The organism is Endozoicomonas sp. ALE010 (genome assembly GCF_049310165.1).
Classification (GTDB): Bacteria; Pseudomonadota; Gammaproteobacteria; order Pseudomonadales; family Endozoicomonadaceae; genus Endozoicomonas.
Genome location: NZ_JBLYNV010000035.1, coordinates 36,092 through 56,630, shown reverse-complemented (window position 1 = coordinate 56,630; position 20,539 = coordinate 36,092). Strand labels below are relative to the sequence as shown.

Genomic DNA, 20,539 nt, shown 5'->3' with positions numbered 1-20,539 from the left:
TGGCTTTACGCTTAAATTCCGGAGAATAATTCTTACGCTGCTTTGTCACTTTCTACCTCGTCATCAATGGTACTATTGTGCTTAACGAGGTATCCTAAGTCATTAAACCACTTCAATCTGTACTGGTACGAAAAAGCTGATCAAGTTAAAGACACTGAACAACAAAGCGATATGCTTGCAGGCGCCACAGCCGCCGAAGTCGACGAGTATGGCTACATCCGCCACGAAGCCATCAGCGACTGGGCGCTCAGTAGCTTCCGAGACCACTACAACGATGCCACCATCACCAAAGAAGACATCTTTTGGTACGTCTACGGCATCCTGCACTCTACCGAGTACAAGCAGCGCTTCGCCGCCGACCTGAAAAAAATGCTACCACGCATCCCCTTTGCCGGTGATTTCCGGGCATTCAGCGACGCAGGCCGCAAGCTGAGTGAATGGCACCTGAACTACGAAACCGTCGAGCCGTTCCCGCTAGACGAACACGGCGGTAAAAACCAGAGCCTGCTGATGATTGAAGACGACGATTACCGGGTATCAAAAATGGTGTTCGGGAAAAAAGGCAAGGACAAGGACAAGTCCGTCATTGTCTACAACAGCAACCTTATCCTCGAAGGCATACCGCTGGAAGCCTACGAATACGTGGTCAACGGCAAATCGGCGATCGAGTGGGTGATGGAGCGATATCAGGTCACGGTGGACAAAAACAGCCACATCCAGAACGATCCGAACCAGTGGTCTGAAGACCCTCGCTACATCGTCGATCTGGTAAAACGGATTGTCCGTGTCAGCGTCGAGACCGTGAGAATCGTCAAGGCCCTGCCACCACTGAACGAGACCACGGTATAACCTCAGCCGCTTTCATCATGTACTCTCAGGTCGGTATAGCCGACCTGATGAGTCAACTCATTGAGCAGATGCTGGTACTCATCCACGGTTGCCGGTGTCAGCTCATCCATCAATGCCGGGCTGGCTGGTCCATGCTGCCCCCGCTGCTGATAACTGGAGATATACCCCCGGTTATCGGCCACGTCATCAGGAAACAGGGCAATCACATCACCCTCCGAGAATTTTCTGAATACCACTTTAGTCATGATTTGAACCGGCATTGTTAATGATCAGGAATCCTGCCAAACAATGTAGACCAGTTTCAGTCATTGAGGGCATCGCCATGAAGTACAGGTTGACGATGTGGATAAGGATGAAAACCTCGCTCCGGCAGCCCTGATCGGAAGCCCGATGTACCGTCAGGGCATGCCTCTGCAACCCTGGCAACAGGGATTTATTAGCCAGTGCCTGAGTCATTATCAAGCCTATGGAAGACCATCGCCGGCATACCGGCTTTGATCTGGGCTATAACGCCTCGATGCAGCCGACAGAGCATTAGTGGCGGGATTGTTCGCAGGTGCTGTCGCAGCGAGAATTTGCCAGCTTGATGCGGGTGGGGTGGCATTAATTGTGAAGCTGCATAGACTGATCATGTTTTGTTGATTCCATGCTGTTCGTTCTGTGTTAGCCTTTTGCTTCAGCCAGTAATGAGTATGGGCTACCAGTCATCCCACTCGTCCTGTAACAATGTATGGCCCGGAAGTCAGGTAACTTCAGGGCAAGCAACAGAACTCTGCGTTTGTTGTTTTGAGATTGTCGCATAATGCGGAGGTGCCATGACCCAGACGGTCTTTAATATCTATTGTGATGAAAGCAGGCATACATCCGATCCTGCTGACCGTTATGCCATCATTGGGGCCCTGCAATGTCCAATGGACCAAAAAAGGCGCATTGTTCACCGAATTCACTCACTTCAGGCTAAATACAATACCCATGGTGAGTTTGGCTGGAAAAGGCTTTCCCCCAATCGGTGCGAGTTTTATAACACAATGAGGCAGGTTTTCCTTGAAGAGGCCTGTTTGCATTTCCGTTGTATCGTTGTGGACCGTACCAGTTTTGAGAATGAAACCTACAATAACGGGGACTCAGAGCTGGGATTTTACAAGATGTACTATCAAATGCTGGTTCATTGGCTGGAGCCGGGGCATCGTTATCGGCTTTTTCTAGACTGGCAGCAGAATGCCAGCAGCTCACGCTTCTCTGATTTGAAAACAATCCTCAGCCGTAAACTGTCTGGTCGGGCTCATATTCAATGCCTGGAGCCTGTCAGCTCCCATAACCAGCCATTAATTCAATTGGCAGACCTGCTTATTGGAGCTGTCGGCTACCAGTGGAATGGCCGAACTCAAAGCCTATGCAAACACTCTTTTGCAGCTGATCTGGCAAGGAGCTTAGGTCGGGTAACGCTTAAGGCCTCTACCTATCCCGGAGAAAAGAAATTCAATATTTTTCATTTCACCGGGAGGCACTGATGGCTGAATCCCTGTGGCCTCAGTTACGTTTAAAAGCTGACACCGAAGCAGAATTGATTGAACTGTATCGCCAAGTCTATATTGAGACCTATGTTTTTGATGAGCAAGGAAGAAAGAAAACTCTGACTGGCTGGGATGGCCAACACTATCAATTTTCTGCCTACGCTTTCGATCATGCGTTCACAGAGTCAAAGGATTACCGCACCAGTTCAGGTATTAATGATGGTGGATTTTCAAAAAAGAGAGCAAGACGGATATTGTGGATCAAAGAAGTACTGGCCCTGTCTGCCGGGACAATCCAACGCTACTCTCAAACTCGTAAAACGGACAGAGGGCGCCAGGCAAAGCGTCGTACGATGGTTGTTGTGGAAGAGCAATATGTGGTTGTTTTTAATGATCCAAAGACTCCCGGCGAGCCCTTTCAATTCGTGACTGCATTTCCGGCAGACAGGAGCTACCTCGCAAGGCTGAGGCGAGAAAGTTATCTTGCTGAGACGCGGAAAAGTTAACAGGTGAAGAGAGAAAAGCCCCAGTCTTATGGCGACTGAGGCGCTGCCACGATCCAGAGCCTTGGGCAAAGGATCAACCGGCTGTTAAGCCTGACTGAATAGTAGTTCATGGTATCGGCTTTGACAAGCTCCCTCTTTAGCAGCCCGGTTAGCGATTCTAACTACCAGAAATATCCACGGTTTCAAACTGGACGGGGTATAGGTCGAAATGAGCCTTGCCCGTGGGGCAGTGGCAAGAAGTTTAGGAAATGCTGTGATGGATAACGGACTCCCCCCTACACTACCTTGTGAAAGCGGAGTCAATCGGGCTGCCATAAAACCCGGCACAATGGACTGGCCTGCGCCCAATGACAACACCAACAACCCGATACGAGAGACAATGGTTTACCAACGCCCCTGGAAGTCTTTTCAAACGCAGCTTGATATCCTGCAATCGAGAAACCTTAAGGTGACGGATGAAGCAGCAGCCATCAACCATTTGCAGCGTATCGGGTATTACCGCCTCAGTGCCTACCTGTACCCGTTTCGCGTGTTCAGACTGGCGCAGGACACGGAAACCGGAGCAATCAAGACGGTTCGGGAGGACTGGTTTGTCGATCACACGCATTTTGCTGATGCGGTTAATCTGTACGTGTTCGACAAAAAGCTGAGGCTGTTATTGCTTGATGCCCTGGAACGGATTGAAGTCGCCCTGCGGGTGGATATCGCTTATCTGCAGGGTGAGCGAGACACGTTTGCCTATCAGCATATCGAGAACTTTCATCCCACATTTGCCAAACGAAACAGCCAGCATCAGAAATGGCTGCAAAAGTATGAGAGCCTTTTGAAGCGTTCAAAAGAGGACTTTGTCAAACACTACGAGCAGGTTCATGGGGCAGATCTACCCATCTGGGTTGCCATTGAGGTCTGGGATTTTGGTGCGCTTTCCCAACTGTTTGCCATGATGCGAGTGCCGGACCAGACAGTGATTGCCCAAAAATATGGCGTGGCAAACTTCAACGTCTTTAGAAGCTGGTTGCGCTCCCTTAACTACCTGAGAAACCTTTGTGCCCATCACAGTCGTCTATGGAACCGAAACGTGATTGACCAGCCCCGACTCCCGCAAAAGGGCGAGATTGCCTGGTGTGATGCCTACATCGGAAAACCGGACCTGATTTCGAGACCATTTCTGCTGATCAATATTGTCACGCAACTGATACGGATGGTTTGCCCTTCCGCTTATCCTGGGCCGTAATATTCAGCTCCCGGCTGAGCTTATTCTGACGAGCCCGTATTTCTGTCGAAATGTCAGCATTTGTTAACAGGCGACTGCCCTGGACCCTTGCTGTTTGAGGACTGTAACCTGCGGCAATCGCTGCACGGGTAGCATTCTGATCTATTAGGTATTCATCAACGAACCGTCGCTGCTTATCATTTATAGCTATCATTCCATGACAATCAATAGACTTAATATATCATCTGCCGACAGACGCAACGAACCGGAACCACCAGCAATAAAAGCCATTTGCCCCTGTAAAGGTAAGTACACTTCATGGACACTGTACGAAGCCCTCATAAGCCTCTGATCTGCCGTGTCCATTAAAGTCAAAACTGCCTGATTGGACAGACTGTAAATCTGAGTCTAGTTTTTCTTTTACACAAATAAGATGTAAGAGGAAGCAGTAACGTGAAAGGCCAGAATGTCGGATACATCCGGGTCAGTAGCATTGATCAGAATACCGCCCGCCAGCTTGAAGGCATTGACCTGGATACCACCTTTGAAGACCATTGCAGCGGCAAAGACACCGATAGGCCCCAGTTAAAAGCCTGCCTGCGCCATTTGCGGTCCGGTGACCGGTTACACGTTCACTCCATAGATCGCCTTGCCCGCAGCCTTAAAGACCTGCAAACACTGGTTGAAGACCTGACCGAACAGGGTATCAGTATCCAGTTTCATAAAGAGAACCTGATTTTTACCGGTGACAGTAACCCCATGCACAAGCTGATGTTGCAGATGATGGGGGCGTTTGCTGAGTTCGAGCGGAGTATGATCCGGGAGCGACAGCGGGAGGGGATTGCAGCGGCCAGGAAGCAGGGTAAGCAGATCGGGGCCACAAGAAAATTAACGGCTGATCAGGTCAACGAGGTAGTAGAGCGAATTAAGGCTGGGGAGCAAAAAAATAAGCTGGCTGCTGAGTATGGCATTAGCAGGCAGACACTATACAACACCATCAACTCTATCAGGTAGATAACCCCAGACAGACTCTCGACATTGACGACATTGACGACATTATTCACTAATCCAGATGAACACTGAACTTATAATGTCGTCGATTGAACAAGACCCATAAGCCTGTATTACGACATAACCTTAAAGGGCCGCTGGCAATTCGGTCGTGGCTTAAAATAGAGCGTATCTAGGGCCACGACCAATACAAGCCAACCAGCAGCCAATCTAAAGAATTATGTCGTCATGGTCGTTTGGTCGTAGGCCGATATATTTCAGGCTTTGCCCCCCGCCCTTTTTTGGTAACATCCATTAACTCTATTCTGGGGGGAACCTCTTCCAGCAGCTTTTTCAATGCTGTACTAACTTCTTTACCGCTCCGATTCCGGTTGAAGTAGTCCCTGATCGCTGTTCTGCTGGCCCCCTTTCCCCGATTGTTTTGATCAATACTACAAATTGCCTCATAAACCTTTTCGGCAAAGCTGTTTACCACAACCTGTCTGGCTTCTTCACCCGCAGTGTTCAGTAGATACCGAATACTGTCAGCAGAGTAATCGACCCAGCGATAAGCCTGATTGACATGCTCAGCCTGAATTTCATCCAAATCATCCAGGAGGGAAAAAAGAGCTGACAAGATCCGCACAAATACCCGTTGCCTGGATAACAAATTGGCTAACAGTTCCGGCATTGCATCCTGTTCGCGCTCCCTGGGCTCATACTCAGCATCAATAACCGCTTTGGCTTCTGCTGACATCCTGACCTCTTTACCCGCCTTCTCATCAGACACATCATCATGTGTTTTATGATCTCTGGCCCGAATAATGCTGTTTGCGAACCAGTCGGGTAAGTCGGTCAACTCTGCGTCTGAATATGATCGGGGTGATGGTTTATATTGTCCCCGGTTTCCATAGATAATCAGATTCCTGTTCAAAGCCCCGTTAGCACTCTGCCTGCCAAATGCCTTATGAGTTTTTAGTTCTTCAGGAGTAATATGGCCAATAATACAGATATGGGGATTGGAGGCGATTCTCGGATTGATTGTTGAATTCTCCAGTGTCTTACCATCAAAAGCATCTCGCAGTACGATGGAAAGCGTATTTCCGGCTCTCAGATCTTGAGTCAGGACATTGGCATACTCCGACTCTGTCACCATTAAGCGTTTATCTTGAAGGCACTGGTCATCCTGATTATCCTCTTCAGGGTCTCTGATTGCCTGAATCAAGCCTTCGCCAGATGATAAACCTGATCGCCTCCTTGGCGGTATATAACCATATTTCGCAATCAGTCGCTGAGTTGCTTCCTGTTCGATACACAATACCTGGGATTCTGCCGTACCTTTAACTTTTCCAGTGCGGCCCACCAGAAGGCCGTATAAGTTCAGCCCGCATTTTTCATTGCCAATTTTAACATAGCGATGCTGGCCAATATGTGCGGCAAAATAAATAACATAATGAAGGGCCACCGCCATAGGGTGAGCCTCTGTACCAATACATGCTGCATTAACAGCCGAAGCCAGTGATGCAGGAAATGCGTCATTTGGCGTAATAGGCCGAGTATTAAAAAGTATCCCTTCCTCCGTATCAGACAGGCTGTCGCTGGCAGTAACCTTAGCCTCAGTAAAAGAAAAATGCTGCTGTGCATGGTCGCCAGAAGGCTTATCCTCGATTTGCTCAGATAATGCTAATGGTTCGCTACCGGGCGTTGCAGCAGGCTTACGCTCATTGCCATTTTCGTCAAAGTGTTCACGATAAATTTTTCCGCACTTATAAATCGGCTCTTTTTTGTCACCCATTGTTTTTATGCCTTCAAGGTGGTCATTTTGTGGTGGTAACAGGTTTGCCGGGGCTGGCCTGCAGGCGAGCCAGCTCACAGCCCTTTGCAAATAAAACAGATTAAGTTTCGAGGTTTTGTCTCTGCTGTTCCCAACGAATGATGGAAGCCTCGGACCAGCGAATACAGCGGGGGCCTAAACGGACGGGCTGCGGAAACTGATCAGATTTCAGCCAGCGATACAGCGTCGTATTCCCAATCAGGAATCGTTGCAGGACTTCTTTGCGGGTAAGGTAGGTGTCGTTTTTCATGAGTATCCCTCTCGGTTTTGGAACGTCAAGGGATACTATGGAGTGCTCTCAGGAATCTTGCAGGTGAGCTAATGCGGATTTACTCATCTTCGACACATCATCTAACACCATAATGGCATAAGCTATTCTATCGCCTTTGTTTTTTAGCCGATCAGACATTTGATTAAGGTATTCTTCATCACTACCCAGATATTTTCTATACCAGTCCTTAACCGTGTTTTCCCTGTCATGCATATCGAATAGCTCTGAAACCTCAATGAAAATTTCTTCCATGGAAATACTTTCATGCCGTTTATAGACATGAACCATCAGCGCAACAGCACTGCGCACGACATGATCATTATCTTGAGAGAGGAGATTTTCTGGCGTTGGCTTTAGTTTACCTTTTTTGCCCTTGAGATTCAGAGCTTGTTCAACATCAGTACCATTTATGACCTTTTCTAACCCTCGGCCAAGGTAACGTAGTGTCTCAATCCCAACCCTTGGTGGAGGTAGAAAGTGACCGCCATATACCTGTTGCGAGTATTTATCCCAAAGTTTTGGGTGGTCATTAAGAATTTTTACGGCTGTAGTTAGTGCAAATAAACTGGATTCCATCAACTGATAACCAGAAGTGTCATCCCGCCCCTGCTCGGCTGAATGGATATAATCCATTGCTATCGATATTGCGCAGAGATCCTGTTCTTTTTTAACTTGACGCCGCAACTCCCTCCTATCCTTTCTGGTTCTTATAGGTTTATTGGAGTTTACTCTCTGAAAAAAACTCTGACCGGTAACGACGTCACATTTCACTTTATGCCATTCGGTCAACTCTTCGTCCGAAGGTTTTTCATGCAAGCAGGTCAAAGCACTGTACTTATACTCAGGCATCTTTATGACTCAGTTTTATTATTGTTTTGCGATCATAAGCCAGGCATACAAAAATCTGAAGAGCCTCTTCAGAAACGTATCGCTCACTAAACGGGGACTAGAATGGGGACTAAACTGACAGATACAAAAAAGCCCGAAGTGCTTACTAACGCTACGGGCTTTGCTGTGTATGGTGCCGGCACCAAGAGTCGAACTCGGGACCCACTGATTACAAGGCCGGAAAAACCATAGTACAAAATTAGTTCATTATGTTGAAATTTGCTTGTAAATCCCTGTAATACCACTTATTTCAACGTATCAATGATTATCAGAACGTTCATTCCTGTTTCAGGAAATCTCACTTCTAACCTATAGTGTTACCCTATAGTGAATAATTAAATAGGTTCAGAGAATAATGACAATACTGACGGACGCAGAGGTTCGAAATATTCCTGATGGGAAAACCCGGACAGAGTCTCTTGGGCGTGGGAATGGTGCCATGTTGTTCTGGCGGGAGCGTGGTAATGTGCAGTGTTACTACCGTTACTATTCTGGTAATCGTCCGACATTGATTCATATAGGGCCTTTTACTGAATCTAAAGCAGATGCCGGTTACTCCCTGAAGGAATGCCGGGAAAAAGCAAATGATCTGGCCAAGACTAAACGTGAAATTGGTAAGCAGGATTTGAAGCAGTATCTGGAGCTGGAAGCTGAAAAAGCCCGACTTGCTCAGATTGAAGCTCAGCGGCAAAAGGAGATTGAGGCAACCCGTGGCTCGCTGGCGGATTTGATTGCCGGGTATATCCAGCAGTTGGAGCGGGACGGGAAAGACAGTGTCAAGGAAGCAAAACGCTCCATGGAAAAAGACGTGATTCAGGCTTATCCAGCCATTGCCAAAAAGAAGGCTCGGGATATTTCACCGGATGATATCTGCGACATCATTGCCACTATTGTTGATCGGGATGCCAGAGTTCAGGCCAACCGAGTTCGATCACTACTTCATGCTGCCTTCCAGTATGGCGCTCATGCTGATTACGATCCCGCCAGACGGGGCAACAAACGCTTTAACCTTGAACACAATCCTGTGGGCCTGATCAAAAAAGACAATGCTGCCGAGAAGACCCATGACCGAGTGCTGTCTGACCATGAGCTTCAGGACTTCTACCTGAATATTCACCATAGTTACAAAGTCGGCATTATTGCAGCCTGTCTGGTTCGCATGATGGTGGCTACTGCGGGCCAACGCCCGAAGATGTTGATTCGGTCAACCTGGCAGGATTATGACTTTGAACGCCGAACCATCACCCTGACCGAGCGTAAAGGTAGAGCGAAGCCAAGAAAACATGTGATCCCGTTTACGGCTCGGGCTATCCGGATAATGCGGATCGTCCAGGCCCATAACAGCGACTTACCCGGCCCCTTCTATACAGTCGGTGGCAAGGAGATGGGGCTGGATAGCCTGAAGAATGTTTTTAAATATTGGCATAACCACCGCACGAATAAAGCAATGGAGTTAAACCTGCCAGAACCGGAAAAGTTTACGGCGCGGGATATCCGACGAACCATCACCAACCTTATTACAGATGCCGGTGTCCGTCCGGAAGATAATGACCAGCTTCAGTCTCATGATCAGACTGGAGTGGTGAAGAAGCATTATGACCGACATCACCATCTGCCTCGAAAGCGAGCGGCAATTCGTCAGTATGATCGGCGGTTGAGCAGTGTGCTGACTGGCAGGAAGTGGAAAGCCGAGCAAATGTTAGTTCGATAAATAGGTAATCATTTGCAAGCAAATGCAAGAAAATCCAAGATCCAGAGGGGAGGCCATGACTCCCACTTATTCGTGGAAAAACGCAAAACTTATAACCAAAATTATCAGACAAATACGTGCAGCGGCTTTAGGCTAGAATACTTTTTCAAAGTTGCATGTTTTTACCGAAAACTGTGAGTTTTTCTGATTCTCAGGTTGATACACCAGAACTTTATCACCACCTAAAAAAACAACACTTTCTGTCGATCTTGCCCATTCATTGGTGCATAAATGATTTGAGTCAAAGTCAGCCCATAGTGCAAACTGCTTAATCAACAAATCTTTATTAAAGCTTAAGCTTGCTATCCCACCCATGAAAGATGAAAGCAATAACACCATGACAAAACAGTAAGAGATTATTTTAAATGTAGATTTAGAGGCAACAATCAAAAAAGGCATAATCATTGCGCCTAAAACTGCCACATAAACTAATAAATTAAACAAAAAAGGTACTACTGATTCGTTGTAAATTAATCCGAAAGGAGTAAACGATAGAGCAAGGGTGTTGTACGTTATACCAAGATTGCTGGCATCAATCAGAAATATCTCATTTATTTGGCTGGATGCCCATTTCCTGGCATAAATTCCGTATATAAAGACGAACCATGAAATGGTAATGCCTATATGCCATTTCTTGGTTTGACTTCTCAGTTTAATACCTGTTTCTGAATTAGAAAGCCATAATACAACCAATATGAACGGCAATATACCTGTATAAAACATTGTAATCATCGAAAGCAAAGCTGATTTGGTTACAAATGACAACAAAATACCAGCAATCCAAATCGAAATTGCTCTGACATAGATATTCTTTATACACGAAAATAAATTATTGATCATTATTTAAAATTCTTCTTCTGTATCTTCTGCCAGCTCAGGATTAAATTCATAAAGTATGTCATTAAAATCAATCTTACCTTTCTTTAATCTATTTAGATCTTCCATAAGATAATTTTTTGCTTTGATGGTAGGGGCTCCATTTAATGCTGAAGATGAAATAAGACCAAACCCACCTCTATCTAACTCAATAAGAACAATGCCGAAATGGTCAAGTTCAATAATGAGTTGCTCAATAAAAGCTGTTCGCAAGTATTGTCTTTTCGAAAGTCTTTTTACGGTTAATGCACTAACCCTGGCCCTGGTCTTACCAGAACGCTTATACAGTAAAGCAAGTAAAAGTGCGGATTCTCTGGGAGTTCTCATGACTGCATACCTTGAACAGAAAATCCTATTTTAGGATTTTTTTCTTTCTTGTCAAAAAAATCCTTAAAAAGGATTATTTTGCAAGGATAACAGGTTCTGTAAAAGCTCACTGAATGAAGAAAATTTGTGCAGATAGTTCACATCAAGCATGCTGAGTATTAGCCGCAGATTTGAGAAAAATCAGCCTGCTCCGGATTAACTGTCTCAATATAACCCACAATACCATCTTGCTGATATTCACTAACTGCTTCCATATAGTTACGCAAGAACAGGGACATTCGCCGATCATTGATCCTTAACTTGGAATGGGATAGCTCAATATTGAAAGCTGTGATCTTCTGGGCTGGCCCTTCTTCCTTGTCTGAGTTTAAAGGAAACCCTGATCTCTCTGCTGCGCCCTTCACCTGACCCAGAGCATCTTCAGCTTCTGTCAGAGACTGGGTCGAAATAATGATGTCATCAACATAAACACTGACCGTCGTTTTTTTTGCCTTGCTCAACTCATGGAGTGCTGAGCCCAATTTGCTGTAACGCAGGCATATTGATGCAAGTATTGGGGACTGCACAAAGCCATAAGGCAGAATATGGGCTGAACCACCTGTATTGGGTGCCGGTACAGTTGAGGCAATGGCTATCTCTCTGGCACGCTCATAACCTAAACGAGACTTCAATGAGCGGGTAATACGGCTTCTGTTAATGGACGAGAAAAACTGACAAATATCAAGATGAATAAAGAACTGGCCTGAGGTATGAGACCTTATAGCTTCAACATGGCCACCCTGTCGGAGATGATAATAATAATTGGGAGCGGACCAACACCCCTCCACGCACCTTTTTATGATTCTGCCACCCACCTTCGATTCTCTGGTTGGTACAAAAACCCAGGAGCCAGAATGAAGCTGAAACTTATTGGACCATTTTGGGGATGAAGGCATAATCTCCGAATCTGTTTGAGTAGTTAAAAGCCATGCTCAGAAGCGGAAGTAACTCGGAATAGCATTCAGCACCGGTTTGCACCAGTTTCAAAATGCTTATCGCAAGCAATACACGCTTCTGAGCCAGGCGGTAATTGAATTTCTTCATAATTACCTCCTCATCTCAGAATCCCGGCATACCCAGCGCAAAGCGCATGACTTTAAAACCAACGGAGGCGACCATAGTGAAGCACAGCGAGTCAACTAACGGTCGTCCATAGATCACAGAGTGACAGAGACGAGGATAGGCGGCGCGATGCCCCTATCGCCGGGACAGGATAAGTTAGCATTTTATGGAACTATGGATCAACAAGCACAATACGTCACTGTAGAACCGCTTCATAGCAACCAGTAGAATAATCCGTTTCATCATCACTGCGCAGGCTCTGAGCATTCCACGAACAATATTCTTATTCGGGGCTGCCATTATTGTCTTGAAAGTTGCGTTGAACGCCCTGGAGAAAGCATGTCCCAACTGGAAAATATCGAAGCCATCGAAAAACGACTGTGGAAGGCTGCTGACACGCTGCGTGGTAATTCTGAACTGGCCAGTAATGAGTATTTTCTGCCGGTAATGGGGCTGATTTTTCTGCGTCATGCTTACAGCCGGTTCCTTGCTGCACGGCGTGATATTGTTGCCAGCCTTCCCAGTCGTGGTGGCAAGACCCGTGATGTGACCAAGGAGGACTTTTCCGGGAAAGGGGCCATTTTTCTCAAGCCGGAAGCTCAGTTCGATTATCTGGTTGCCCTGACCGATGCTGACGACCGCAGTGGTGCGATTATTCAGGCGATGGAGTCCATCGAGTCGGAATACAAAAACCTGGAAGGTCAGTTGCCCAAACAGGAATACCGCAATATCCCCAACGACGTACTGAAAATCCTGCTTAACACCCTGAACCCGGAAGAGCTGCAAAAAGCCAGCGGTGATATTTTTGGCCGTATCTATGAATACTTCCTCACCCAGTTTGCCGATCAGGGTGCGCACGATGGCGGTGAGTTCTTTACGCCGGTGTCACTGGTGCAGTTGATCGTTAATATTCTGGAACCCGACCACGGCAAGATTTTTGACCCGGCCTGTGGCTCTGGCGGTATGTTTGTGCAAAGTGCCCACTTTATGGAGCGTCACAAGCAGAACCCTCAGCAGCTTACCTTTTTTGGTCATGAGAAAAACCGTGTGACCACTCGCCTGGCCAAAATGAATCTGGCGGTGCATGGCCTGGAAGGCAATGTAGAAGGGGGCGACAGTGCCATCACCTACTACAAAGACCCTCATGCCGGGCTATTCGGCACGGTGGATTATGTGATGGCCAATCCGCCGTTTAATGTGGATGAAGTGGCGGCGGACAAGGTAAAGAATGACCCGCGCCTGCCCTTCGGCCTGCCCGGAGAGAACAAAAGCAAAAAGGTGCCCAATGCCAACTATCTGTGGATTCAGTATTTCTACAGCTATTTGAACAGCACGGGCAAAGCGGGCTTTGTTATGTCCTCCCAGGCATCCAGTGCCGGGCGGGATGAAGCGACGGTGAGAGCCGATCTGGTCAAGACCGGCGATGTGGATGTGATGGTGGATATCCGGGGTAACTTCTTTTACACCCGTTCGGTGCCCTGTCAGCTCTGGTTTTTGAATAAGGCAAAACCGGCGCAGCACAAAGACAAGGTGCTGATGATTGATGCCCGTAATGTCTACCGCAAAGTGACCCGCAAGATTTTTGACTTCAGCCCGGAGCAGCAACAAAATCTCACCGCGATTGTCTGGCTGTACCGGGGAGAGTATCGGCGGTTTATTAAGCTGGTGATTGAGTATCTGAATGAAACCCTGATCCGTTTGACCGATGCGCTGTTACCGACCCAACATCAGCGGGGGTTGCTGTGGTGTGCGGTCAAAATGCAACGCCAACTGAAAACCCTGCGTGGTGCCGTGACCGATCTGGAAACGCCGCCTGACCTTGATCTGGAGGGTTTCAATCGCACCCTTGAGCAGCTTTGCACCAGCCTGGCCGGATTGAAGCAGCAGGTTGTTCCCTGTCGCCCGGTAGCCAGTGATCTGCCACTGGATGAAGTCCATCAGCTTGAGCAGGCCTACCAGCCTTTTGCCGACACCTGTCGTGATTTGATTAAAGATGTGGACCATGCCGTTAAGCTGGCAACAGGTATGACGCAGCAGGCGATCCGCCAAATTCGGGAAGAATTGCTGGCTAAGGATGGGGAAGCCAATGAACTATCAGCGACCATGAAAGCCGGTACCGCCGATGTAGCCGCCATGGTCAGCCATGAGCAAAAGCTGAAAACCCTGAAGGATGAGATCAACGGTCTGGGCAAACGGCGCACGGAATTGCAGCGTAATGGCAAAGCCATTGAAGAGTGGCGCAAAGTAGCGGTTGAACAGCTTAAACAGGTGCGCTACTGCCACCAGCAGGCTCATTGGTTACTGTCCCGCTTTCCGGAAGCTCGCCTGTGTGATGTGGCAGGGCTGGTAAAGCTGGTCACACTGGCAGAGATTGAAGCCGCCGACTGGAGCCTGGCGCCGGGGCGGTATGTGGAAGTAGCACCGGAAGCGGTGGATGAGGATTTTGATTTTGAAGCAGCGCTTAAGGATATCCATATTGAGCTGGAAGGGTTGAATCAGGAAGCGGTGGAATTGGCAGCGAGGATTGCCCGTAATTTTGAGGGGTTGGGGGTATAACGTGGCAACTTTGAGTTCAATCATTGAAAGTCATGGTGGTTTGATTCAGACGGGGCCATTTGGCTCACAACTCAAACAGGCTGAATATACACCTGATGGTATACCCGTAGTTATGCCCAAGGACATAATCGGTGGAACAATTTGCACTGATAATATAGCCAGAGTCTCAGAGCAAAAAGCTGAACAGCTTTCACGACATGCTCTAAAGGCAGGTTCAATCATCTTTCCCAGAAGGGGCGATATTGGGAAGTGCGCTCTCATTACCGGCGAAACAGAAGGCTTTCTATGCGGGACCGGCTGTATAAAGATAGAAATGCCACCCGATAAGATCGATTCGGATTTTCTTTATTACTACTTGATACAGCCTGATGTAACAGCCTGGCTCGAAAATAATGCTATTGGTTCAACAATGCTGAACCTGAATACGCAGGTTCTTGGCCGTTTAGAAACCCCAGACTTAAGCCTTGAACAACAGAAAGCGATCTCTTCTGTTGGTAAATCATATGACCTGCTGATTCAAAACAACCATCGTCGTATTCAGTTACTGGAAGAGTCAGCCCGGCTGCTCTATCAGGAGTGGTTTGTTCATTTGCGCTTTCCCGGTCATGAGCATGCGAAGTTGTCGGATGGCTTGCCTTTAGGTTGGGAACAAAAGCCTCTTACCGACATTGCCAAAGTAAATGAGGAAAGTTTAAAAAAAGGGTTTCAGGAGCGTATCGAGTATATCGATATTTCATCAGTCAGCACTCACGCCATTAATGAAACCACTTGGTATGAGTTTGCAGACGCTCCGGGTAGAGCCAGACGAGTACTTCAGCATGGCGATATTCTCTGGTCTTGTGTTCGTCCAAATAGACGATCACATGCTCTTGTTATTGAACCTCATGATAGGCTGATTGCCTCAACAGGATTTGCAGTTATATCCGCTAAAACTGTATCGCCTTACTTCCTTTATCAAGCATTAACAACCAACGATTATGTCGGGTATCTGACCAATAATGCGAGTGGTGCAGCATATCCGGCTGTCACAGGAAAGGTGTTTGAGAAATCGACCATCACAGTTCCGTCACAAAATCTGATTGCCGAGTACGACAAAATTACTCAGGATATATACCGACACATGTGGGGCCTGAAGCAACATAGTGAAAAACTCGCCCAAGCCCGCGACCTGCTGCTACCCCGCCTAATGAACGGAGAACTAACCCCATGAAAAGGACGACCGAGGATGCCCTGGCACAAGAGCCCACGGCAGACTTTCTGCTTCAGGACCTGAACTGGAATGAGTCAATCTTTGCCCAGAATGAGGTTTTTGGTAAAGAAGGCACCCTTGGTCGTGAGTCCGATAGAGAGGTGGTGCTGACCCGCTATCTGGGAGAACAACTGATCAAACTGAACCCCGGCCTGCCCGACAGTGCCTATCGGGATGCATTGCAGGAGGTGGTCAGCATCAGCAGTTCATCGTCCATGCTGGCCGCCAACCAGGAGAAAGCGACACTGCATAAAAAAGGGGTGAAGGTTACCTGTCAGGATGAAAACGGGCAGCGGGTGCAAAAGTATCTGCGGCTGTTTGATTTTGACAACCCGGAGAATAATCACTTTCTGGTGGTGCGGGAATTCTGGGTACGGGGCGATATCTACCGACGACGGGCGGATATTATCGGCTTTGTCAATGGCATCCCGCTGGTGTTTATGGAGCTGAAGAATGTCCATAAAGAGCTGCGTGCCGCCTACGACCAGAACCTGTCTGACTATAAAGACACCATCCCCCATCTGTTTCATCACAATGCCTTTATTGTGCTGGGCAATGGCATTGAAGCCAAAATCGGCTCCCTGACCAGCCGGTATGAACATTTTAATAACTGGAAACGTCTGCACGAGGAGGAGCCGGGTGTGGTGGATATGGCCACACTGTTAAAAGGCACCTGTAGCAAAACCAACCTGATGGACCTGTTTGAGAACTTTATTCTGTTTGATGAGAGTTCCGGTGAGTTGATTAAGGTGGTGGCACGGAACCATCAGTTTCTGGGGGTGAATGAAGCGGTTCAGGCGGTGGTTGAGCGTGAAGAACGGGAACGGAAGCTTGGGGTCTTCTGGCATACCCAGGGTTCTGGCAAGTCCTATTCCATTGTCTTCTTTACCCGCAAGGTGCATCGCAAGCTGGGTGGGAATTTTACCTTTCTGATCGTGACGGACCGGGACGATCTGGATACCCAGATTTACAGCACTTTTGCCGGGTGCGGGCTGGTCAACCATGACCAAGACCCCTGTGTTGCCGCCAGTGGCAATGACCTGCAACAGTTACTGGGGCAACAAAAGAACTATGTGTTCACGCTGGTGCAGAAATTCAACAAGAAGGTAACGGCCCCCTATTCCAACCGTAACGACATTATTGTGGTGACCGATGAAGCACACCGCACCCAGTACGGCACCCTGTCGCTGAATATGCGTGACGCCCTGCCAAACGCCAGCTTTATTGGCTTTACCGGAACGCCGTTGTTCAGCGATGACCAGATTACCGCCAAGGTGTTTGGGGATTATGTCTCCACCTATGATTTCCAGCGGGCCGTTGAGGACGGTGCCACGGTGCCCCTCTATTACGATGCCCGGGGTGAGGAACTGGTCTTTAAGGATGACGAAGGCAAGGAACATTCGGTGGCCTCGCCCAAAGGGTTGAATGAAAAGATTGCCGAGAAGCTGGAAAAGCTTGAAATTGACGATGTGAATGTGGAGCAGCGCCTGGAGCGGGCACTGAAGCGGGATTATCACATCATCACCGCCACCAGCCGACTGGACCAGATTGCACGGGATTTCGTCCGTCATTATGCCAACGGCTGGGAGAGCGGCAAGGCCATGATGGTGTGCATTGATAAAGTGACCTGTGCCCGTATGCACAAGCTGGTGATGTTCTACTGGGAAGAGCATATCCGGGAGCGGGAAGCCGACCTGAAGAACGCCAGGGATGAACAGGATAAGATCTGGCGCAAACGACAGATTCAGTGGATGAAAGAGACCCTGATGGCCGTGGTGGTCTCGGAAGAACAGGGAGAGGTTCAGAAGTTTAAACAATGGCACCTGGATATTCTCCCCCATCGCCAGCTGATGAAAGAGGGCTTTGCCCTGGCCGATGGCAAGCGACTGAATATGGAAGAGGCCTTTAAGAAAAAGGATCATCCCTTTCGGGTGGCCATTGTCTGCGCCATGTGGCTGACCGGGTTTGATGTGCCGACGCTTTCGACACTCTACCTGGATAAACCGCTGAAGGCCCATACGCTGATGCAGGCCATTGCCCGGGCTAACCGGGTGGCTGAAGGCAAGAGCAACGGGCTGATTGTGGATTACTGCGGCATTCTGAAAAGCCTGCGCAAAGCGTTGAGTACCTTTGCCGGACGGGGCGACGATGGCCGGGGTGAAGATGATGACGGAGTGGACCCAAACCATCCCAATACCGAGCTGCTGGATAAACTGGCCGAGGCGATTACCTTTGTCCGCAACTTTCTAAAACAGCAGGGGTTTGCGTTTGATGATCTGCTGAAGCAAACCGGGTTTGACCTGAATGCATCCATTGATGAAGCCAAAGAGGCGATCAATGAGAATGACAAGACCCGCAAGCAGTTTGGCATTATGGCCCGGGAGGTGTTCAAGCTGTTCCGGGCCTGTATCAATGTCAGTGGGGTTCAGCAGTACCGGGATGAGCGGGATGCGATCAATATTGTCTATAAGCGGTTGCAGCAGGATCAGGAAAAGGCGGATATCTCCCATATTATTCAGGAACTGCACGGTATTGTGGACTCTGCCATTGAGACCCGGAGTGAGGTTCGGGATGAGGACGACCAGAGCCGTTTATACGATATCAGCAAGATTGATTTTGACCGGCTGAAAAGTGAGTTCGAAGCCTCAAAGCAGAAGCGCACCACCGTTCAGAGCCTGAAAACGGCCATTGACCAGCGGCTGCATAAGCTAATGATTCAGAACCCTCTGCGGACCGATTACCGGGATCATTACGAGCGGCTGGTGAAGGAGTACAACCAGGAAAAGAACCGGGTAGTGATTGAGAAAACCTTTGAAGAGCTGCTGAAGCTGGCAGACCAGCTGAACGATGAGCAGAACCGCGCCGTTCGCGAAGGGCTGGATGAGGAGACCCTGGCGCTGTATGACATTCTCAGGAAACCTGATTTAAGCAAGAAAGAGATTGCTGCGATCAAGAAGGTGGCCACCGAACTGCTGGCCACCCTGAAGCGTGAGCGGCTGAAAGTGGCGAACTGGCGGGAGAAGGAGTCTGCCCGTGATGCGCTTCGTCAGCAGATTTATGATTTTCTGTATGATGACAAAACCGGGTTGCCAGTGGGTAACTATGAGGAGGCGGATATTGAGCATTTGACGGACGGAGTTTATCAGCATATTTACCGGGTTTATCCTTCGTTGCCTTCGCCGGTTTATGGGGGCGCTGTGCATTAATTGCACTGCCAGTGCCTTATTCTTTAAATAAGGCACTGGTTGAATTGATCAGGAATTTACCGTTGACGTTTATTCTATTATGATTCCAGTTTGTCATGTTTGAGAGCATTTGAGACAGGCTGTAATGAATAACAAAAAGAGCAATCGGTTTATTAATCTTGAAGAATTAGAAGAATGGATGAGCCGTAACAATAAAACCAGTCCAATACATATCGACTATACAACCATCATTGATTTTGAAGGTAAAAAGAAAGTCCTCCACAAAAAGACTGCACCAATCATCGATAAAAAACCACCAAGGAAGAAGAAAAGAAAAGATGACCGGCTTGTGATTCCGATCAGAGGTTACAGAGGAAACACTCTCCGAATACTCCGAAAAGAACTTATAAAATATGGGTATATCCCAAAGACGATTTCTTATCAGGAATTCGCGAATATATGGCATGGCTCAGGTGATAAGATTGAGTGGCTTGAGAAAAAAAATTCACTTGGGGTTTTCATTAAATCAATACCAATCACTGAAGGGGGAGAGTACGGAAAATGGCCTAGGCTAGCAAGAATATTCTGGTCGAAGGATTTCAGAATCAACAACTTACAACAGGATTCGGCAAGGGAGACAAAGCAGGTCATAGCTCATAGAAATATTTTTAATGGTATTTGGCAGAAGGCAACAAAAAAAGATTCCTGAAGATAATCTGGCAACATTAAGTCAGAAAATATTTATTTCGCTATGACGCACCGGCGTTGACTAATGCTTCCTAATCGTAAAACAAATGGAACAAAATTTGAGACACGTGATACACATGTGGGGAAAATAGAAGACAGTAATTAAAATAAAAATTACAAGTTAAACATAGTAGGTAAAAATAAAAAAATATACTCACATCTTTGCAAATAGAAGTATTAAAACCCTTTATGACAGTATAAGTATAAAAAATGACTAGCCTAGGATTATCATTTCAAGAAGCTAGGCAAAAAAAGCTTCAAATATATGATTCCATGTAATCTTTTTTCTTGTCACCAAATTCCACCAATGCAAAATAGTTTTGTCTCCGGTGTTTCATGTTTATACAACAGAACCTATTTGATAAGTTGAATCTAGCCTTCTGCTTCTAATGAGTATGAAAGGTGCTTAATTAATCGAATTGGAGTTTATATGATGGTCATACACAGGGACGTAAATACACCTGTCTGTTTAACGGAGACCAGCACACCTCGCCCTTCCCGCCAGATGATTCGCAGACAAAAAATCCTAGAGCACTTTGACCTCAGTCGCGCCACGCTCTACCGACTTCTGGCAGAGAAAAAGTTCCCAGCCCCCGTATACCTTCCTGGCGGAGGGGCACGCTGGATTTTGTCTGAGGTGGAAGCCTGGGCTGAACAGCGCATTCAGGAGCGGGAGGGCTGAT

The 20,539-nt window shown here is 47.5% G+C and carries 22 protein-coding genes; 13 read left to right on the top strand and 9 right to left on the bottom strand.

Annotated features, from left to right (window positions below):
* The first annotated feature begins 66 nt into the window (after positions 1-66).
* The gene (locus ACO6UY_RS15045) at positions 67-849 is read left to right on the top strand and encodes a type ISP restriction/modification enzyme (protein ID WP_422490468.1); all 783 of its coding nucleotides are present in this window, start codon (positions 67-69) and stop codon (positions 847-849) included.
* Positions 850-851: 2 nt separating this feature from the next.
* Here the strand turns inward: ACO6UY_RS15045 and ACO6UY_RS15040 are convergent, their stop codons facing one another.
* Positions 852-1,094: a hypothetical protein gene (locus tag ACO6UY_RS15040; RefSeq protein ID WP_422462593.1), complete on the bottom strand. Its 243-nt coding sequence runs from the start codon at positions 1,092-1,094 to the stop codon at positions 852-854.
* 97 nt (positions 1,095-1,191) lie between these two features.
* On the opposite strand from ACO6UY_RS15040, the gene ACO6UY_RS15035 reads away from it, so the two are divergent.
* From ACO6UY_RS15035 to ACO6UY_RS15015, 5 genes are all read left to right on the top strand, one after another.
* Positions 1,192-1,347, top strand: coding sequence for a hypothetical protein (locus tag ACO6UY_RS15035; RefSeq protein ID WP_422462591.1), 156 nt, complete (start codon positions 1,192-1,194; stop codon positions 1,345-1,347).
* Positions 1,348-1,664: 317 nt separating this feature from the next.
* On the top strand, positions 1,665-2,360 hold the full coding sequence (locus ACO6UY_RS15030) for a DUF3800 domain-containing protein (protein WP_422462589.1): 696 nt from the start codon (positions 1,665-1,667) through the stop codon (positions 2,358-2,360).
* Positions 2,360-2,869: a hypothetical protein gene (locus ACO6UY_RS15025; RefSeq protein WP_422490466.1), complete on the top strand. Its 510-nt coding sequence runs from the start codon at positions 2,360-2,362 to the stop codon at positions 2,867-2,869. Before ACO6UY_RS15030 ends, ACO6UY_RS15025 begins: the two co-directional genes overlap by 1 nt.
* A gap of 108 nt (positions 2,870-2,977) precedes the next feature.
* Complete coding sequence (locus ACO6UY_RS15020; protein ID WP_422462585.1) at positions 2,978-3,133, top strand: SEC-C metal-binding domain-containing protein; 156 nt, start codon at positions 2,978-2,980, stop codon at positions 3,131-3,133.
* A complete protein-coding gene (locus tag ACO6UY_RS15015; RefSeq protein ID WP_422490464.1) occupies positions 3,126-4,103 on the top strand; it encodes an Abi family protein in 978 nt (325 codons plus the stop codon). Before ACO6UY_RS15020 ends, ACO6UY_RS15015 begins: the two co-directional genes overlap by 8 nt.
* Here ACO6UY_RS15015 and ACO6UY_RS15010 read toward each other — a convergent pair.
* Positions 4,054-4,296, bottom strand: coding sequence for a terminase small subunit (locus tag ACO6UY_RS15010; RefSeq protein WP_422462582.1), 243 nt, complete (start codon positions 4,294-4,296; stop codon positions 4,054-4,056). The genes ACO6UY_RS15015 and ACO6UY_RS15010 overlap by 50 nt on opposite strands.
* Positions 4,297-4,535: 239 nt before the next feature.
* On the opposite strand from ACO6UY_RS15010, the gene ACO6UY_RS15005 reads away from it, so the two are divergent.
* On the top strand, positions 4,536-5,096 hold the full coding sequence (locus tag ACO6UY_RS15005; RefSeq protein ID WP_422462580.1) for a recombinase family protein: 561 nt from the start codon (positions 4,536-4,538) through the stop codon (positions 5,094-5,096).
* Between the two features lie 223 nt (positions 5,097-5,319).
* On the opposite strand, the gene ACO6UY_RS15000 is transcribed toward ACO6UY_RS15005, so the two are convergent.
* The 3 genes from ACO6UY_RS15000 to ACO6UY_RS14990 form a co-directional block, all read right to left on the bottom strand.
* Positions 5,320-6,867 carry a DUF3987 domain-containing protein gene (locus ACO6UY_RS15000; RefSeq protein ID WP_422490462.1) on the bottom strand — a complete coding sequence of 516 codons (1,548 nt, stop codon included), beginning with the start codon at positions 6,865-6,867 and terminating at the stop codon, positions 5,320-5,322.
* Between the two features lie 100 nt (positions 6,868-6,967).
* Positions 6,968-7,156, bottom strand: coding sequence for a helix-turn-helix transcriptional regulator (locus ACO6UY_RS14995; protein WP_422462576.1), 189 nt, complete (start codon positions 7,154-7,156; stop codon positions 6,968-6,970).
* Between the two features lie 48 nt (positions 7,157-7,204).
* A complete protein-coding gene (locus ACO6UY_RS14990) occupies positions 7,205-8,026 on the bottom strand; it encodes a hypothetical protein (RefSeq protein ID WP_422462574.1) in 822 nt (273 codons plus the stop codon).
* Between the two features lie 394 nt (positions 8,027-8,420).
* Between ACO6UY_RS14990 and ACO6UY_RS14985 the strand changes: the two genes are divergently transcribed.
* The gene (locus tag ACO6UY_RS14985) at positions 8,421-9,776 is read left to right on the top strand and encodes a tyrosine-type recombinase/integrase (protein ID WP_422490460.1); all 1,356 of its coding nucleotides are present in this window, start codon (positions 8,421-8,423) and stop codon (positions 9,774-9,776) included.
* 132 nt (positions 9,777-9,908) lie between these two features.
* Here ACO6UY_RS14985 and ACO6UY_RS14980 read toward each other — a convergent pair whose 3' ends face one another.
* The 4 genes from ACO6UY_RS14980 to ACO6UY_RS14965 form a co-directional block, all read right to left on the bottom strand.
* Positions 9,909-10,655: a hypothetical protein gene (locus ACO6UY_RS14980; RefSeq protein ID WP_422490458.1), complete on the bottom strand. Its 747-nt coding sequence runs from the start codon at positions 10,653-10,655 to the stop codon at positions 9,909-9,911.
* A gap of 3 nt (positions 10,656-10,658) precedes the next feature.
* Positions 10,659-11,018 carry a hypothetical protein gene (locus ACO6UY_RS14975; protein WP_257285873.1) on the bottom strand — a complete coding sequence of 120 codons (360 nt, stop codon included), beginning with the start codon at positions 11,016-11,018 and terminating at the stop codon, positions 10,659-10,661.
* A gap of 158 nt (positions 11,019-11,176) precedes the next feature.
* Entirely contained in the window at positions 11,177-11,953 is a 777-nt protein-coding gene (locus ACO6UY_RS14970; protein WP_422490456.1) for a reverse transcriptase domain-containing protein, read from the bottom strand.
* Positions 11,925-12,101, bottom strand: coding sequence for a hypothetical protein (locus tag ACO6UY_RS14965; RefSeq protein WP_422490454.1), 177 nt, complete (start codon positions 12,099-12,101; stop codon positions 11,925-11,927). Before ACO6UY_RS14965 ends, ACO6UY_RS14970 begins: the two co-directional genes overlap by 29 nt.
* A 357-nt stretch (positions 12,102-12,458) precedes the next feature.
* On the opposite strand from ACO6UY_RS14965, the gene ACO6UY_RS14960 reads away from it, so the two are divergent.
* The 5 genes from ACO6UY_RS14960 to ACO6UY_RS14940 all read left to right on the top strand — a co-directional run bounded on the left by ACO6UY_RS14960 (position 12,459) and on the right by ACO6UY_RS14940 (position 20,538).
* The gene (locus ACO6UY_RS14960) at positions 12,459-14,675 is read left to right on the top strand and encodes an N-6 DNA methylase (RefSeq protein ID WP_422490452.1); all 2,217 of its coding nucleotides are present in this window, start codon (positions 12,459-12,461) and stop codon (positions 14,673-14,675) included.
* Between the two features lies 1 nt (position 14,676).
* A complete protein-coding gene (locus ACO6UY_RS14955; RefSeq protein WP_422490450.1) occupies positions 14,677-15,885 on the top strand; it encodes a restriction endonuclease subunit S in 1,209 nt (402 codons plus the stop codon).
* Entirely contained in the window at positions 15,882-19,130 is a 3,249-nt protein-coding gene (locus tag ACO6UY_RS14950; protein WP_422490448.1) for a type I restriction endonuclease subunit R, read from the top strand. Before ACO6UY_RS14955 ends, ACO6UY_RS14950 begins: the two co-directional genes overlap by 4 nt.
* Before the next feature lie 124 nt (positions 19,131-19,254).
* The gene (locus tag ACO6UY_RS14945) at positions 19,255-19,818 is read left to right on the top strand and encodes a hypothetical protein (protein WP_422490446.1); all 564 of its coding nucleotides are present in this window, start codon (positions 19,255-19,257) and stop codon (positions 19,816-19,818) included.
* Between the two features lie 468 nt (positions 19,819-20,286).
* Positions 20,287-20,538 carry a helix-turn-helix transcriptional regulator gene (locus ACO6UY_RS14940; protein ID WP_422490444.1) on the top strand — a complete coding sequence of 84 codons (252 nt, stop codon included), beginning with the start codon at positions 20,287-20,289 and terminating at the stop codon, positions 20,536-20,538.
* Position 20,539: the final 1 nt, after the last annotated feature.

Excerpts from the sequence above, each read along its gene's own strand:
- ACO6UY_RS15045 (WP_422490468.1), top strand. The coding sequence starts at position 67 with ATGGTACTATTGTGCTTAACGAGGTATCCTAAGTCATTAAACCACTTC.
- ACO6UY_RS15040 (WP_422462593.1), bottom strand. The coding sequence starts at position 1,094 with ATGACTAAAGTGGTATTCAGAAAATTCTCGGAGGGTGATGTGATTGCC.
- ACO6UY_RS15030 (WP_422462589.1), top strand. The coding sequence starts at position 1,665 with ATGACCCAGACGGTCTTTAATATCTATTGTGATGAAAGCAGGCATACA.
- ACO6UY_RS15025 (WP_422490466.1), top strand. The coding sequence starts at position 2,360 with ATGGCTGAATCCCTGTGGCCTCAGTTACGTTTAAAAGCTGACACCGAA.
- ACO6UY_RS15020 (WP_422462585.1), top strand. The coding sequence starts at position 2,978 with ATGGTATCGGCTTTGACAAGCTCCCTCTTTAGCAGCCCGGTTAGCGAT.
- ACO6UY_RS15015 (WP_422490464.1), top strand. The coding sequence starts at position 3,126 with ATGGATAACGGACTCCCCCCTACACTACCTTGTGAAAGCGGAGTCAAT.
- ACO6UY_RS15010 (WP_422462582.1), bottom strand. The coding sequence starts at position 4,296 with ATGATAGCTATAAATGATAAGCAGCGACGGTTCGTTGATGAATACCTA.
- ACO6UY_RS15000 (WP_422490462.1), bottom strand. The coding sequence starts at position 6,867 with ATGGGTGACAAAAAAGAGCCGATTTATAAGTGCGGAAAAATTTATCGT.
- ACO6UY_RS14995 (WP_422462576.1), bottom strand. The coding sequence starts at position 7,156 with ATGAAAAACGACACCTACCTTACCCGCAAAGAAGTCCTGCAACGATTC.
- ACO6UY_RS14990 (WP_422462574.1), bottom strand. The coding sequence starts at position 8,026 with ATGCCTGAGTATAAGTACAGTGCTTTGACCTGCTTGCATGAAAAACCT.
- ACO6UY_RS14985 (WP_422490460.1), top strand. The coding sequence starts at position 8,421 with ATGACAATACTGACGGACGCAGAGGTTCGAAATATTCCTGATGGGAAA.
- ACO6UY_RS14980 (WP_422490458.1), bottom strand. The coding sequence starts at position 10,655 with ATGATCAATAATTTATTTTCGTGTATAAAGAATATCTATGTCAGAGCA.
- ACO6UY_RS14975 (WP_257285873.1), bottom strand. The coding sequence starts at position 11,018 with ATGAGAACTCCCAGAGAATCCGCACTTTTACTTGCTTTACTGTATAAG.
- ACO6UY_RS14970 (WP_422490456.1), bottom strand. The coding sequence starts at position 11,953 with ATGCCTTCATCCCCAAAATGGTCCAATAAGTTTCAGCTTCATTCTGGC.
- ACO6UY_RS14965 (WP_422490454.1), bottom strand. The coding sequence starts at position 12,101 with ATGAAGAAATTCAATTACCGCCTGGCTCAGAAGCGTGTATTGCTTGCG.
- ACO6UY_RS14960 (WP_422490452.1), top strand. The coding sequence starts at position 12,459 with ATGTCCCAACTGGAAAATATCGAAGCCATCGAAAAACGACTGTGGAAG.
- ACO6UY_RS14950 (WP_422490448.1), top strand. The coding sequence starts at position 15,882 with ATGAAAAGGACGACCGAGGATGCCCTGGCACAAGAGCCCACGGCAGAC.
- ACO6UY_RS14945 (WP_422490446.1), top strand. The coding sequence starts at position 19,255 with ATGAATAACAAAAAGAGCAATCGGTTTATTAATCTTGAAGAATTAGAA.
- ACO6UY_RS14940 (WP_422490444.1), top strand. The coding sequence starts at position 20,287 with ATGATGGTCATACACAGGGACGTAAATACACCTGTCTGTTTAACGGAG.